Here is a 13,915-nt window from a genome sequence, read left to right as displayed (position 1 = left end):
GTCACCACGCGATGGGACGAGCGCCCATCTCCTCCAGGTAGTCGTTGCAGAGAATGAAAGGGTTGGGCCTTGAAAGGACGGCGTCGGCGCGGGCAGGGTGGTCGCGCAGGATGCAGCGGAAGGGGCTGCCGATCCGTTCGTCGATGCCGGCCTCGGCGAACGCCTCCGCCGCCGCGTCACCGAAGCCCATGAACACGAGCGGTTTTCCCCGCGCCACGAGCCTGCGCAGGGTCTCCAGGATGATCGGGCGCCAGAGTCGCAAATGGCCTCTGGACTGGTGCGCATCGATCTCGACCTTGAAGCGGGTGAGTGTGAGCGAGGCGTTGAGGAGCAGAACGCCTTCGCCGACCCAGCGATCCGCTATGCGGGACGGGGCTTCCAGCGCGACGGTGCCGTTCTCGATGGCGGCAAGCGTCCCCGGCCAATCGGCGAAACTGCGGGCGTAGGAGAGGTCCCCGGTCCGGGCTGCCACGATCAGCTGGGTCCAGACACGGATGCTCTTCGAGAACATCTTGTCCATCTCGCGCCACTCGGCGAGGTTTCCCGCCTCGAAGGCCCGGCCGGTTGCAAAGCCGGGTTCGGGATAGGGGTCCTGGCCGAGGATGACGCAGCGAACGTCCTCAGGAGCGATCCCGTCGAAGGCCCGCAGGCAGTGGGCGCCGGCGGGCATTCCCGGAAAGTGCTTTCCGCGGCGGACGGGAAAGATCGGCTCCCAGACCTCAAGCTCGAGCTCGGGCGCCACCGCATAGAAATCAGGGCCTGCATGCCCGATGAGCGCGCGCCAGGTCTCGTCCAGGTCGGTCGACCAGTCGGCCATGAATTTGGTCATGGCGGCCCGTAGCGACATGGCCATGCGCACCCTCCTCAAGGCAGTCGAATTGCGGCGGCTCCTCCAGAACCTGACCGTTTTGTCAGCTTTTCATGAAGAAAGTTGACCATCTTGTCAACTTCCTTTTTATTGGTGCTTCGAATCCGGGAGAGCCAGAACGCCCGCCCGGCAAGCTCCACCAGGAAGAATTGACCGTTGGAACGAGCGGCGGTTACAAATAAAATCTAAATAAATTAACGGGATAGACGATGACAGAGGAACCGAAAACCAACAATGTGGCCTCTGGTCGAGGGGTTCCTTCGCACGCTGTTTCGGATGAGCGGATCAGGGCACGGAACGTGCTCAAGATCCTGACCGCAGCCGTCGAGGTCTTTTCGAGGAAGGGACTGGATGGTGCCCGGATCGTCGAGATCGCAAAGGCATCGGGGCTGCCGAAGGGCAATGTCTACTACTACTTCTCGTCGAAGGAGGAGATCTACAACGCCACGATCGACCGCCTGATCCATAGTTGGGACGAAGCGTTCCGTCATATATCCGCAGACCGCGAGCCCGCGGAGGCAATCGAGGCCTATGTTCGGGCCAAGCTGGAGCATGCCCGCGGGAACGCGGCCGAAACGCGCTTGTTCGCCAACGAAATCCTGCAGGGGGCGGAGCACCTTTCGCTTGAAGCGCGCGAGCATATGCGCAAGGTCACCGCTGAAAAGGCCGGTGTACTCGATGGCTGGGCGGAGGCGGGAAAGATCGTCAGGGTGGATGCACGGCACCTTTTCATCCTGCTGTGGTCGGCTACCCAGTTCTACGTCGAGTTCGAGGCGCTCGCTTGCGACGCGCTGGACGTCCGGCAGCTTCGAACCGCCGATTACGATCTGGCAGCGAAAACGATCACGAACACTGTCCTGAACGGGCTCCTTGTCCGTCCGGAGTGACGGGCAAGAAGTAAATCGCCCTCCTCATCTCGGCGATCGCGTTCCGGCGGCCGATCAATTTCCACAAGACGCTCTCGTCCATCACCCTCCTGCCCAGCGCGGCTCCCGAAGTCGTCGCCGGCTTCATGTGGATTTCCATGCGCGCCTGCGGTGCCGCCGAGAATATTCAGGCACGCAAGGGGAATGAAGAGCGGCTCGCCCTATGGCGAGGCACGACGCGTTGGCGGACATCGGCAACCGCGCCCTGCTGCGCACCCGCCTGGAGGGAGCCGTCGCGCGGGAAAACCTGCGTGATCGTTTTTGATCACTATCTACTGAATGATCTCCATCCGTAGCCGGCCCCGCCCGTCTTGTCGTTGATATCCAGCGATGCCTTCGTGATTGTAATCGGAGAGGAGATCAAATGATCAAAGAGCAGCGACATGCGCGGATTCTTTCCCTGCTGCGCCAACAGGGCGTGGTGAGCATGGAGGAATTGCAACGCTTCATGCCCGGCGTCGCTGCCGTGACGATCCGGCGCGACCTTGTCCATCTGGACGAGCTCGGTGCGCTCCGGCGACGCCACGGCGGGGCGGTGATGCCGGACGATGCGCTCGTGCGCGCCAAGGGGGCGCTGCCGGGCGCGGAGACGAACCCGCTCGCTTCCGATCTCGATTCGCTCAATGCCGTCATCCTGCCGCCGATCACCGGCCGGGGAAGCGAGGTGCTCAGGCGGGAAATCGTGCGCCGTGGCATCCCCTTCATCGCGGAAAGCGCATCCCAGCCGGGCGGGGCCTATCTCGGCCCGGACAATTTTGCCGCAGGGGTGGAGCTCGGCCGGCTGGCGGCCCGCGAAGTCGGCGACAGGCCGCTCTCGATGCTCGTGATCGGCGTCGCCGAACTGCCCAACACGCGCGAGCGCGTGGCGGGTTTTGAGGCTGGCCTGGCCGAGGCGGGCGTCAAGCCGGTGGCCGTTCATCGGGTCAACGGGCAGGGCAGCTACCGGATCGGCCTGCGCGTCGCCCACGATGCCTTCGCGGCGGACGAGACGATCAACCTGGTCTTCGCGGTGAACGATCATGCCGCCATAGCGGGGATCGAGGCGGCGGAGCGCCTGGACAGGAAGGTCGCCGTCTATTCGATGGGGGGCGAAAGCGCCGCGTTCATGGCGCGGCTTCTTGAACGCGGTCCGCTTCGGGCCGTCGGGGCCCTGTTCCCGGAGGTCGTCGGTCGCCTTGCCATCGACATGGCCGTTCTCGGCATTCTCGGACAGAGCCCGCCGGATACCGTCACGCCGCATGCCATCGTCACGCCGCAAACCCTGCCCGACTATTTCGAGACGGGCGCCCAGGGCTGGCGCCTGAGGGAGGACGTCCTGGAACGGCTGGGCGACATTCGCCTCAGCTTCCAGGCGAAGCTTCTCCGCACGCGCCGGATCGGCTTCCTGCCGCATTATCCGGCGCACGACTGGTATCGCAGCATGGCGGCGGCCATGCTGGTGCGCTGCGCGCTCTATGGCGCCACGCTCGTCGTGTCGCCGCCGCATCACGGCATTTCCGCGGAGATCGCCCGGCTGCGCCGCGAAATCGCGCAAAGCGCGGCCCAGCTCGTTCGCCCGGGAATGGTCGTCGCCCTGAACGAGGGGCAGGCGAACACGTTCCTTGCAGAGGAACTGCGCAGCCTGGCGGTGCGCAAGCCGGAGCAGCTCCAGGGCGTTACGGTCGTGACGAACGCGTTCGACGTGCTGCATGCGCTGGAGGACGTTTCCGCGGTCAAGGTGATCCTGACCGCCGGGGAATACCAGAAGGCGGACCGCTGCCTCGTCGGCCCCAGCCTCGGGGCGATCTTCGAGCGGGTGCGCCCGCATCTTGCCTTCATTGCGGTCGACGGCGTGACGCCCGGCTTCGGCCTTTCCTCGCTCGACGAGCGCCGGGCGCTGGCGGCGCTGCGGTTCATCAATGCGGCGGAGGTTGGCATCGTGCTCGCCGACAGCGTCGCGCTCGGCTCGGACGCCAACCATCGCATCGCCGGCATCTCGCAGATCCGCTCCGTGCTCACCGACGACGGCGCCTTGCCCGAGGATCGCCAGCGCTTCCGTTCGGTCGGCATCGACGTGCTGATCGCGGGCGAAATCCATCCCGAGCCGACGGCAGAGGCGGACGGGAACTACAGAATTCAGTCCTGAGACAATCCAATCGCGAGGGAGGAAACCATGACGCGATCACTGATGACGACCGTATTTCTTGGAACGGCCCTGCTTTCGGCAAGCCCGGTGCTTGCCCAGCAGGTGACGCTTCAGTTCTGGGACAACCAGCAGACCGAAAGCGGCCTCTCCGATGTGCAGAAGGCGGCGGTCGAGCGGTTCATGACGGAAAACCCCGATATCAGGATCGAGGTCACGACCGTTCCCTATCCGGAATACCAGCAGCGGCTGCTGACGGCGGTGCAGGGCGGCAATGCGCCCGACATCGCGACGCTCGACCAGATCTGGGTCGGCGCCTTCGCCAAGGCGGGTGCGGTCTCCGATCTGACGGAAGAGGCCGCCGCGGCCGGTCTTTCCCGTGACGGCTTCTTCGGCGGCGCCTGGGATTCGGCCGTGCTGGACGGCAAGCTCTACGGCATTCCGTTCAATGTCGATGTCTGGCAGTTCAGCTACTACAACAAGGCACTGCTCGATGCGGCCAAGGTCGATCCGGCCAGCCTCGGCACCTTCGAGGGCCTGAAGGCGGCGGCCGAGAAGCTTACGGCCGATGGCAAGTTCGGTGTCGGCCTGTTCGGCCACAAGGGCGAGGACACGGTCGTCGTCGGCGATTCCTTCATCTTCTCGAATGGCGGCCGGATCCTCAACGACGACGGAAGCTGCGCCCTGACCGAGGCGCCCGCCGTCGAGGCGCTCGCCTATCTCCAGGAGCTTTCGAAGTTCGCGCCCGGCGGCATCCTGAACGCTTCGTCGGGCGACATGCGCGAATTGTTCCTGAACGGCTCGCTGGCCATCGAGTTCTGGCCCGCGCTGGAGCAGCCGACCCTGCAGAAGAGCAGCCTCAGCTGGGGCTTCGTGAACGGCACGGCGCCCGAGGGCAAGACCCCGGTCGGCACCTTCGGCGGCTGGAACCTCGCCGTCTTCGAAACCTCCGCGCACAAGGACGCGGCCTGGAAATTCATCCAGTTCATGGTGCGCGAGGATGTCAACGGCGACGTCGTCGACCTCATCCCGGCCAACAAGAAGGCTGCCGAAGCCTTCCTGGCGAAGAACCGCCAGGAGCCGCAGACGATCATGACGCATCTCGACAATGCCAAGGCCCGGCCGCTCTCGCCGCGCTATCTCGAACTTGCGGATGCGCAGGTCGCCATGTTCCAGGACATCTATGCGGGCGGCAAGCCGGCCGATGCGGCGGCGAAGGCCTGCGACGCCATCAACGCCCTCGACTAATCCATCTTCCGCCGCATCCCGGAAACGGGGTGCGGCACAGGACAAGGCTTTTCCGATGCGCCAAGACCGCCGGCTTTACTGGCTGCTTCTTGCACCCGCCCTGCTTTTGATGGCGGTCATGCTGTACTATCCGATGGTCGGTACGGTCTATGAGAGCTTTCACGAGACGAGCTTTCTGAACCCGGATCCGAAGTTCGCGGGCCTCGCGCTCTACCGGCGCGTGCTCGCGGACGGCACCTTTGCGGAAGTGCTCGTCAATTCGATCGTCTGGACGCTCGGCGTGGTGCTGCTCCAGAACGTCTTCGGCTTCCTCGCCGCGCTGCTGCTGAACCAGAACCTGCCGATGCAGGGCGCCTTGCGCGCCATCGTGCTCCTGCCCTTCATCCTGCCGGGCGTCGTTGCCGCGATCCTGTGGCGCTTCATGTACGATCCGCAGCTCGGCCTCGTGAACTCGCTGCTTCTTTCGGCAGGGCTTATCGAGAACAGCGTCGCCTGGCTCGCCGACAGCCGCATGGCCATGGCCTCCGTGATCGTCGCGGCCGTCTGGAAGGGGTTTCCCTTCTCCATGCTGATCTATCTGGCGGCGCTCCAGAACGTCGACAGGAGCCAGATCGAGGCGGCGATGCTCGACGGGGCGGGACCGGTCCGCCGCCTGCTCGACGTCACGCTGCCGGCGATCCGGGACGTCATCGTGGTCAACATCGTGCTGACGCTGATCCTCACCTTCAACTATTTCGACATCATCTGGGTGCTGACCAAGGGCGGTCCGCAATCGGCGACCCACATCTTCCCGACCAAGATCTTCGAAACGGGCTTCGGCCAGTTCCGCTTCGGCGAGGCGGCGACCTACGGCGTGTTCTCGATCCTCGTGCTGTCCGTGCTCGTGGCGCTCTACGCCATCGTCCAGGGCGGGGCCAGCCGGCGGAGGGCCGCAGCATGAACCAGACCCGCGCGACGCGCCTCGGACTGATGCTGCTCCAGCTCCTGCTGGCGACCGTCGTCCTCCTGCCGTTCTTCTGGATGATCTCCGTCAGCCTCAAGCCGCCGACGGAACCCTTCGCGATCCCGGCGCGGCTCTGGCCCGACGACCCGACGATCGGCAACTACATCACGGCGTTCCGGCCCGAATTCCGGACCTACTTCCTCAACTCGCTCGTCGTGTCGCTTTCGACGGTCGCCATCACGGTCAGCCTCGGCCTTTTCGCCGCCTACAGCTTCACCCGCGGGCAGCTTGCCGCCATCTCGGCGCTGATCGGGCTGGTGGTCCTGGCCCAGATGTTTCCCCACTCGGCGATCATCATCCCGATCTACAAGATGATGCGCGGCGCCAATCTGCTCAACACCTACTGGTCGCTGATCCTTGCCTATGTGTCGGTGACGCTGCCGGTGGCGATCTGGATGCTGCGGGGGTTCCTGCTGAAGCTTCCGGCGGCGCTGGAGGAATCGGCGGCCGTGGACGGCGCGACGCCGATGCGGGTGTTCTGGGACATCGTCGTGCCGCTCTCCCGGCCGGGCCTCATCGCGACCTCGGTGTATGTGCTGATCGTGACCTGGCAGGAGTTCCTCTTCGCGCTTTCCTTCACCTCGACGAAGGAGATGCGCACCCTGCCGGTCGGCCTCAACGACTTCATCGGCCAGTACGGTATCCGCTACGGCGAGCTCATGGCCTCCTCGGTCATGGTCTCGTTGCCCGTCATGGCCGTCTTCTTCTTCCTGCAACGCTACTTCGTCGCCGGCATCACCGCCGGTGCCGTGAAAGGTTAGGCCATGGCGCTGATCGAACCGACGGATCTTTCTCCCGGCATCCGCCAGCTTCTCTTCAACCGGCCGGAAAAGCTGAACGCGCTCTCGACGCCGCTGATGCGGGAATTCGAGACCGCACTGGATGCCGCCGCCGCCGATCCCGGCGTGCGCGTCATCGTGCTGCGCGGGGCGGGCGGCAAGGCCTTCGTCGCGGGCGCCGACATTGCCGAATACCAGGGCAACAAGCGGGCGGAATTCACCGCCTACCAGTTCAACTCCCGCCGCGTCTTCGACCGGCTCGAACGCATCGGCAAGCCGGTCATCTGCGCGGTCGACGGCTTTGCGCTCGGCGGCGGGTTCGAGATCGCACTCTGCTGCGACATCCTCATCCTCTCCGAGACGGCGCAGCTCGGCCTGCCGGAAGGCCGGCTCGGCCTCTGCCCGGGCGGCGGGGGCACGCAGCGGCTGCTCCGGGCGATCGGCAAATATGCGGCCTCCGACCTTCTTCTCGCAGGCTGGCGGCTTTCGGCGCAGCGCGCCTTGGAGCTCGGCATCGCCGCCGACGTGGTTCCCGCTGCGGGCATGGACGAGGCCATCCTGCGGCGCGCGCGCGCCTGCCTCAAGGTCGCCCCGCTGGCGGCGGCCGAGATGAAGCGGCTGCTGCGCGAAGGGCAGGATGCCGGCATCGAGGCGGCCAAGAGCCTCGAGCAGGAAGTGCTGTTCCGCCTCTATTCGACGGCCGACGGCCAGGAGGGGATCGATGCCTTCCTGGAAAAGCGCGATCCCCAGTTCAGGATGGAATAATCATGGAATTCAAGGGCAAGGTCATTGTCGTGACGGGCGGCGCCAAGGGCATCGGCCGCTCCTGCGTGGAGATTTTCGCGGCGCGGGGCGGGCAGGTCGTCTTTTCCGACATCGACGAGGCGAGCGGCGCGGCGCTGGCGGACAGGCTCGGGAACGACGTTGCGTTCCTCAGCGGCGACGTCCGCCGTCTTGCGGACATGGAGGCGATGGCGCGGCTTGCCGAAACGCGCTTCGGCGGCCTCGACATCATCGTGAACAATGCCGCCGTCGCCCTCAACGGCGTGATCGACGAGATCGACGAGGAACGCTGGACGACGGTGATCGACACCAACCTGACCGGCTTCTGGCGCACGATGAAGGCCTGCGTGCCCCTGCTCCGCAGGCGCGGCGGCGGGGCCGTGGTCAACCTCTCCTCGGTCCAGGGGCTGATCGGCTTTCAGGGCTGGCCGGCCTATGCCGCCGCCAAGGGGGCGATCATCGCGCTGACCCGCCAATGCGCGATCGACCTCGCCAAGGCGGGCATCCGTGTCAACGCGGTCGCGCCCGGCACCATCATGACGCCGATGAACGAGAAGATCTTCGAGGAGACCGAGGACGCGCAGGCCCTGATCGACAGCTGGAACCGGGCGCATCCGATCGGCCGCTTCGGCCAGCCGGTGGAGGTCGCCGAACTCGTCGCCTTCCTGGCGTCGGACAAGGCGAGCTTCATCACCGGCGAGATCGTGCGCTGCGACGGCGGCCTCGCCATCCGGGGCGAATGATGCGGGATCTCGTGTCCATCGGCACGGCATGCGGTGCGCTGCAGTTCGACCCCGCGGTCGGCAACATTCCGCGGCTGTCCTTCCACTGGGCCGGCCGGTCGTTCGAGCCGCTCTATGCCGCGCCCTGGCGGGAGGAGCCGGCGACGCGGGCGCTTTCCGGCCTTTCGCCCGCCGAACGCCGGCTCGCCGGAGACTTCTTCTGCGCCCCGTTCGCGGCCGCCGCCGATCCGGACGTTCCCGCCCATGGCTGGACCGCCAACAGCCCGTGGCGTGTGGAGGCGCACGAACCCCATGCCATCCGCTCCGTTCTCGCGCGCGACGTATCCGGCGCGCGGATCACGAAGCGTCTCGAAATCGCCAAGGACGCGCCGCTGCTCTACCAGGAGCATGGGATCGACGGGGGAGAGGGCGTGCTGCCCGTCGCCCATCATCCGGTGCTGCACCTGTCGGGCCGAGGCCGCTTCTTCACTTCGCGCAAGCGCGCCGCGCTCACCCTTGCCGAGGTTTTCGAACCGGGCCGTTCGTGCCTTGCCTATCCGACGCGCGGCACGGACCTTCGCCGGATGGCCGGCGCCGAGGGCAGGACCGTCGATCTCTCGCACTGGCCGATCGGCCGGCGCAACGAGGACTTCGTCACCCTCGTCGAGGCGCCGGATGCGGCGCTCGGCTGGTCCGCGGTGATCCGCGAGGATGAGGACGACATCGTCTTCTTCCTCAAGGACCCGTGCGTCCTGCCGGTCACCATGCTGTGGTTTTCGAACGGCGGGCGCGACCATGCGCCATGGAATGGCCGTGTCGTCGGCGTGACGGGCATCGAGGACGGCTGCTGCGCCGGGCCTGCCGGCGAAGCGGCGGCCGCGGCCGCCAATCCGGTCGCCGCCGAGGGCGTGGCGACGGGCCTGCCGCTTGCCGCGGGGCGCAGCCATGTCGTCCGCCATGTGATGGGCGCGTTGCCCCGTCCGGAGGGGTGGGCCGATATCGCGAACATTTCCGTCGAGGGGGATCGGCTCACGATCTCGGACAGTGCCGGGCGGCGGATCGAGCTGCCCTGGCGCCGCGACTTCCTGAAAGGACACGAGTGACATGGCCGCAATCGAATTGCGCAAGCTGACCAAGAGTTTCGGCGCCTATACCGCCCTTGCGGGGCTGGATCTTTCCATCGGGGACGGGGAGTTCCTCGTCCTGCTCGGCCCCTCGGGCTGCGGCAAGTCGACGACGATGCGCATCGTCGCGGGGCTGGAGGAACCGACCTCGGGCGAGATCCGCATCGGCGGCCGTCGGGTCAACGACATGCCGGCACGCGACCGCGACCTTGCCATGGTCTTCCAGAACTACGCGCTCTACCCGCACATGACCGTCGGCGAGAACATCGCCTATCCGCTGAAGATCCGAAAGGTCGCGCGGCCCGAGCGGGAGGCGCTGGTGCGCGCCGCCGCCGAGCGGGTGGACATGGGCCATCTCCTGACCCGGCGCCCCGCCGAACTGTCCGGCGGCCAGCGCCAGCGCGTGGCGCTGGCGCGCGCCATCGTGCGCCGCCCGCAGGTCTTCCTGATGGACGAGCCGCTCTCCAATCTCGACGCGAAGCTGCGCACGGTGATGCGGGGCGAGCTGAAGAACCTTCAGCGCGACCTCGGCGTCACAACCATCTACGTGACCCACGACCAGGTCGAGGCCATGACGCTGGCCGACCGGATCGTCGTGCTCAACAAGGCGACGATCCAGCAGATCGGCACGCCGGCCGAGATCTATGCGCGCCCGGCCAATACCTTCGTCGCCGGTTTCATCGGCTCGCCGCCGATGAACCTCCTGCCGGGCCGGCTTCTGGACGGCTGGTTCTCCAGCGAGGGCGGGCGTTTCCCGCTGGCGCATGCGGCTGGCGATGTCCTGCTGGGCGTGCGGCCCGAGCATGTGCGCATCGCGCCGGAGGGCGACGGCCATTTCTCCGGCACGGTCTTCTCGTCCGAACTGCTCGGCGACTGCACGATCCTGACGGTGAAGGCCGGCGATGCCCTGATCGCCGCAAAGCTTGCGCCGGAGGCGGGGCTGGAGCGCGGCGCGCCGGTCACCCTGAACTTCGAGCCCGGGCGCATGCATCTCTTCGACGCGGCGACCGGCCTGCGCCGGGAGGAGGTATGATGCCGGCGCCTCTCCTCGCGCAGGATCGCCTGCGGGTGTTCTTCGACGGGATCTGGAGCGAGCCGCGGCTCAGCCATCCCGAAGGCGTTGCCATCGGCCCGGACGGCTGGGTCTGGTGCGGCAATCAGGACGGCGAGATCTGCCGCATCGCCCCGGACGGCAGCCGCATCGAGCGGGTCGCGGGGACGGGCGGCTTCATCCTCGGCCTTGCCTTCGATGGCGACAGGGCGCTCTATGCCTGCGACCTCAAGCACGCCGCCGTCTTCCGGCTGGACCTTGCCGCCGGCTCCCTCCAGCGGCTTGCCGCACCGGGTCTGCGCATTCCCAACTATCCGGTGGTCGATCGGCGGCGGGGCCGCCTTCTCGTCTCGGACAGCCATGATCCCGGCCGGCCGGGGCCGGGCATCTGGTCCTTCGATCTTGCGGGTAGGCCCGGAAGCCTCTGGTGCGACGCCGGTTTCACCTTCGCCAACGGGCTGGCCATACGGCCGGGGGAGGAGGCGCTCTATGTCTGCGAGACCTTCGCCCGGCGCGTGTCGCGCATCGCGATCGCGGCGGATGGCGGCGCGGGCGCGATCACTCCGTTCGCCACGGACCTGCCGGGCTATCCGGACGGGCTTGCCTTCGACGGGGCCGGCAATCTGCTGGTCGCGCTCTACGAGCCTTCCCGTATCCTGCGCGTCGATGCGCACGGCGCCGTCGCCACGCTGGCGGAGGATCCGACGGCCCATGTGCTCTGCCATCCCACCAACATTGCCTTCGACGGCACGCGGCTTTTCGCGGCCAATCTCGGCCGCTGGCATATCGCGGCGATCGACTGCGATATCGGGGCGCCGCCGCTGTGGAGGGCCACGGCATGACCTTTATCGGCCTCACATGGGACCATCCCCGCGGCTACGACGCCCTGGCCGAAACCGCGCGCCGGGTGAATGCGGGCCTTGCGCAGCCGCTGATCCACTGGAACAGGCAGCCGCTCGAAGGCTTCGAAAGCGCGCCCATCCGCGCGCTCGCCGAACGCAACGACCTCCTGGTCATGGACCACCCGCATATCGGGGAGGCGGTCGCGGAGGACTGTTTCATCCCGCTCGAAGAGCTCTATTCCGCCGAACAGCTTGCGAGCTGGCGGCGGGACAGCATAGGCCCTTCCGCCGAGAGCTACCGCTGGGACGGCAGGACCTGGGCGCTGCCGCTGGACGTCGCCACCCAGGTCATGGCCCGCCGCGCGGACCTCCTTGCCGAACCGCCCCGTGACTGGGACGAGGTTTCGGCACTGGCGGCGCGCCTGCCGGTGGCGCAGTCGCTCGCCGGGCCCCATGCGGTGCTGACCCTGATGTCGATGGTGGCGGGCGCGGGCGGGCGCGTGGGGGGCGGGGACTTCCTGCCCGATGCGGAAGGCGCGGCCGCGCTGGAGGTCATGCACCGCCTCTATGCCCGCCGGCCCCCGGCAAGCGAAAGGCTCAATCCGATCGGCCTTCTGGAAGCCATGGCGCGCGGCCGGGACATCGCGCTCGTGCCGCTGGTCTTCGGCTACGTCACCTATGCCGCGCCGGGCCATGCGCCCAACGTGATCCGTTTTTCCGACACGCTGCGCCGGGCGGGCGGTGCGGGCGGCGTCATCGGCGGCACGGGCATCGCGTTTTCCCGCCGCTGCAAGCCGACGCCGGCGCTGCTGGCGCATATCGCCTCGCTGCTTGCCGCGCCGACGCAGGTCGAGGTCTTTCCTGCCTTCGGCGGCCAGCCCTCGGCGCGGGCCGCCTGGCAGGATGCGGGGACGAACGGCGCCTGGGGCGATTTCTATCGCAACACGCTCGCAACAGCGGAAAGGGCACTGCTGCGCCCCCGCTTCGACGGATACATCGCCTTCCAGACGGCCGCGGCGGAACGCATTCGCCTGGCGCTGGAGCGGCGGGAGGAACCGGAAACCACCCTTGCCGTCCTGCGCACCCTTTGGCTCCGCGCGCGCCATGGTGCGAGGGGCCATCTCGACGACCGAAAAGGCTGACATCATGACCGAGACCCAGACGTCCACCCCCGCCGCCCTAGCAGGCATCCGCATCCTCGATTTCTCGCACCTCCTGCAAGGCCCCTTCGCCACGCAGCTTCTGGCCGACATGGGGGCGGACGTCATCAAGGTCGAGCGTCCCGGCAAGGGCGATCTCTTCCGCTCGCTGACCTTCCGCAACAAATGGGTGGGCGGCAGCGAGAGCCCGAACTTTCTTGCCTGGAACCGCAACAAGCGTTCGATCGCCCTGAACCTCAAATCCCCGGACGTGCACGGGGTCCTCATGGAGATGGCGAAGAGCGCCGACATCGTGGTCCAGAACTTCCGACCGGGCGTCATGAAGGCGATGGGCTACGGATACGAGGACTTCCGGGCGGTCAATCCGCGGATCATCTATTGCTCCGGTTCCGGTTACGGCGAGGAAGGCCCCTATGTCGACCGGCCGGGCCAGGACATGCTCGTGCAGGGGCTGACCGGCATCATGGCGGCGACCGGGCAGGCCGACGCGCCGCCGACGCCCGTCGGCGCCGGCTTTTCCGACCAGATCGGCGCGATGAACATGGTCTACGGCATCCTCTCGGCGCTTTACTGGCGCGAGAAGTCCGGGCAGGGGCAGGAGGTCAAGGTGAACCTGCTTGCCGGCATGCTCGCGCACCAGAACCAGGAAATGGTGACGGCGCTGAACTTCAACGAGGATTTCCAGCGGCCGCGTTCGGGCATCGGCCATCCGGGCATGGATGCGCCGTTCGGCACCTATCCGACCCGTGACGGCTGGGTGACGATCGCCATGAGCCCCTACCGCACGCTCGTCGGCGTGCTCGGCAACGACGACCTTCTCGTCTACGACGATCCCGAAAAGCTCTTTGCGCAACGCGACGAGATCTGGCGCCGGCTGGCGGCGGAGACCGGGAAATGGACGACGGCGGCGCTGCTGGAGGCGTTACTGGCCGCCGACATCTGGTGCGGCGAGGTGAAGTCCCATCTCCAGGCCGCGGAAGATCCGCAGGTGCGCCACATGGGACTGGTGACGAGCTACGAGCATCCACGCGCCGGCACGGTCAAAGTCGTCGCGCCCGCAGTGCGCCATTCGGAAACGCCTGCGACGATCCGCCGGCCCGCGCCCCTGGTCGGCCAGCACACGCGCGAGATCCTGCGCGAATTCGGCTATGCGGATGAACAGGTCGATGCCTGGCTCGCCTCCGGGATCGCGTATTCCGACCCTGTTTCCGGATAGGGACGGCAAGCGTCGGCCCACGCGCGCTGCCGAGCGTCCTGGGGATGCGCCCCGAGCTCCCGTGACCGGAT

13 protein-coding genes are annotated in these 13,915 nt (G+C 67.0%); 12 read left to right on the top strand and 1 reads right to left on the bottom strand.

The window, feature by feature from the left end:
• Position 1: 1 nt before the first annotated feature.
• Positions 2-853, bottom strand: coding sequence for a uracil-DNA glycosylase (locus tag AABQ55_RS17820; RefSeq protein WP_272805962.1), 852 nt, complete (start codon positions 851-853; stop codon positions 2-4).
• A 224-nt stretch (positions 854-1,077) separates the two neighbouring features.
• Here AABQ55_RS17820 and AABQ55_RS17815 point away from each other — a divergent pair, with 224 nt between their 5' ends.
• The 12 genes from AABQ55_RS17815 to AABQ55_RS17760 all read left to right on the top strand — a co-directional run bounded on the left by AABQ55_RS17815 (position 1,078) and on the right by AABQ55_RS17760 (position 13,844).
• A complete protein-coding gene (locus AABQ55_RS17815; protein ID WP_272805961.1) occupies positions 1,078-1,755 on the top strand; it encodes a TetR/AcrR family transcriptional regulator in 678 nt (225 codons plus the stop codon).
• A 403-nt stretch (positions 1,756-2,158) separates the two neighbouring features.
• Complete coding sequence (locus AABQ55_RS17810; protein ID WP_272805960.1) at positions 2,159-3,919, top strand: substrate-binding domain-containing protein; 1,761 nt, start codon at positions 2,159-2,161, stop codon at positions 3,917-3,919.
• 27 nt (positions 3,920-3,946) lie between these two features.
• Positions 3,947-5,164 (top strand): ABC transporter substrate-binding protein, encoded by a 1,218-nt coding sequence (locus tag AABQ55_RS17805; protein ID WP_272805959.1) that lies wholly within the window; start codon positions 3,947-3,949, stop codon positions 5,162-5,164.
• Between the two features lie 55 nt (positions 5,165-5,219).
• Positions 5,220-6,104, top strand: coding sequence for a carbohydrate ABC transporter permease (locus AABQ55_RS17800; RefSeq protein WP_244766915.1), 885 nt, complete (start codon positions 5,220-5,222; stop codon positions 6,102-6,104).
• A complete protein-coding gene (locus AABQ55_RS17795) occupies positions 6,101-6,928 on the top strand; it encodes a carbohydrate ABC transporter permease (protein ID WP_244766914.1) in 828 nt (275 codons plus the stop codon). Before AABQ55_RS17800 ends, AABQ55_RS17795 begins: the two co-directional genes overlap by 4 nt.
• 3 nt (positions 6,929-6,931) lie before the next feature.
• Positions 6,932-7,711 carry an enoyl-CoA hydratase/isomerase family protein gene (locus AABQ55_RS17790; RefSeq protein ID WP_272805958.1) on the top strand — a complete coding sequence of 260 codons (780 nt, stop codon included), beginning with the start codon at positions 6,932-6,934 and terminating at the stop codon, positions 7,709-7,711.
• Between the two features lie 2 nt (positions 7,712-7,713).
• Positions 7,714-8,472 carry an SDR family NAD(P)-dependent oxidoreductase gene (locus AABQ55_RS17785; RefSeq protein ID WP_272805957.1) on the top strand — a complete coding sequence of 253 codons (759 nt, stop codon included), beginning with the start codon at positions 7,714-7,716 and terminating at the stop codon, positions 8,470-8,472.
• Complete coding sequence (locus AABQ55_RS17780) at positions 8,472-9,554, top strand: hypothetical protein (RefSeq protein WP_272805956.1); 1,083 nt, start codon at positions 8,472-8,474, stop codon at positions 9,552-9,554. The genes AABQ55_RS17785 and AABQ55_RS17780 overlap by 1 nt, the downstream gene beginning before the upstream one ends.
• A gap of 1 nt (position 9,555) precedes the next feature.
• Positions 9,556-10,608, top strand: coding sequence for an ABC transporter ATP-binding protein (locus AABQ55_RS17775; RefSeq protein WP_272805955.1), 1,053 nt, complete (start codon positions 9,556-9,558; stop codon positions 10,606-10,608).
• A complete protein-coding gene (locus AABQ55_RS17770; RefSeq protein ID WP_272805954.1) occupies positions 10,608-11,468 on the top strand; it encodes an SMP-30/gluconolactonase/LRE family protein in 861 nt (286 codons plus the stop codon). The genes AABQ55_RS17775 and AABQ55_RS17770 overlap by 1 nt, the downstream gene beginning before the upstream one ends.
• Positions 11,465-12,610 carry an extracellular solute-binding protein gene (locus AABQ55_RS17765; protein WP_272805953.1) on the top strand — a complete coding sequence of 382 codons (1,146 nt, stop codon included), beginning with the start codon at positions 11,465-11,467 and terminating at the stop codon, positions 12,608-12,610. Before AABQ55_RS17770 ends, AABQ55_RS17765 begins: the two co-directional genes overlap by 4 nt.
• A 4-nt stretch (positions 12,611-12,614) precedes the next feature.
• Entirely contained in the window at positions 12,615-13,844 is a 1,230-nt protein-coding gene (locus AABQ55_RS17760) for a CaiB/BaiF CoA transferase family protein (RefSeq protein WP_272805952.1), read from the top strand.
• Positions 13,845-13,915 lie beyond the last annotated feature (71 nt).

The sequence above is a fragment of the Shinella sp. WSD5-1 genome, from assembly GCF_963942435.1.
GTDB classification, from domain to species: Bacteria; Pseudomonadota; Alphaproteobacteria; order Rhizobiales; family Rhizobiaceae; genus Shinella; species Shinella yambaruensis.
Note: the sequence above shows the minus strand (reverse complement) of the source record. Positions and strands in the feature narration are given on the sequence as shown.

Excerpts from the sequence above, each read along its gene's own strand:
- AABQ55_RS17820 (WP_272805962.1), bottom strand. The coding sequence starts at position 853 with ATGGCCATGTCGCTACGGGCCGCCATGACCAAATTCATGGCCGACTGG.
- AABQ55_RS17815 (WP_272805961.1), top strand. The coding sequence starts at position 1,078 with ATGACAGAGGAACCGAAAACCAACAATGTGGCCTCTGGTCGAGGGGTT.
- AABQ55_RS17810 (WP_272805960.1), top strand. The coding sequence starts at position 2,159 with ATGATCAAAGAGCAGCGACATGCGCGGATTCTTTCCCTGCTGCGCCAA.
- AABQ55_RS17805 (WP_272805959.1), top strand. The coding sequence starts at position 3,947 with ATGACGCGATCACTGATGACGACCGTATTTCTTGGAACGGCCCTGCTT.
- AABQ55_RS17800 (WP_244766915.1), top strand. The coding sequence starts at position 5,220 with ATGCGCCAAGACCGCCGGCTTTACTGGCTGCTTCTTGCACCCGCCCTG.
- AABQ55_RS17795 (WP_244766914.1), top strand. The coding sequence starts at position 6,101 with ATGAACCAGACCCGCGCGACGCGCCTCGGACTGATGCTGCTCCAGCTC.
- AABQ55_RS17790 (WP_272805958.1), top strand. The coding sequence starts at position 6,932 with ATGGCGCTGATCGAACCGACGGATCTTTCTCCCGGCATCCGCCAGCTT.
- AABQ55_RS17785 (WP_272805957.1), top strand. The coding sequence starts at position 7,714 with ATGGAATTCAAGGGCAAGGTCATTGTCGTGACGGGCGGCGCCAAGGGC.
- AABQ55_RS17780 (WP_272805956.1), top strand. The coding sequence starts at position 8,472 with ATGCGGGATCTCGTGTCCATCGGCACGGCATGCGGTGCGCTGCAGTTC.
- AABQ55_RS17775 (WP_272805955.1), top strand. The coding sequence starts at position 9,556 with ATGGCCGCAATCGAATTGCGCAAGCTGACCAAGAGTTTCGGCGCCTAT.
- AABQ55_RS17770 (WP_272805954.1), top strand. The coding sequence starts at position 10,608 with ATGCCGGCGCCTCTCCTCGCGCAGGATCGCCTGCGGGTGTTCTTCGAC.
- AABQ55_RS17765 (WP_272805953.1), top strand. The coding sequence starts at position 11,465 with ATGACCTTTATCGGCCTCACATGGGACCATCCCCGCGGCTACGACGCC.
- AABQ55_RS17760 (WP_272805952.1), top strand. The coding sequence starts at position 12,615 with ATGACCGAGACCCAGACGTCCACCCCCGCCGCCCTAGCAGGCATCCGC.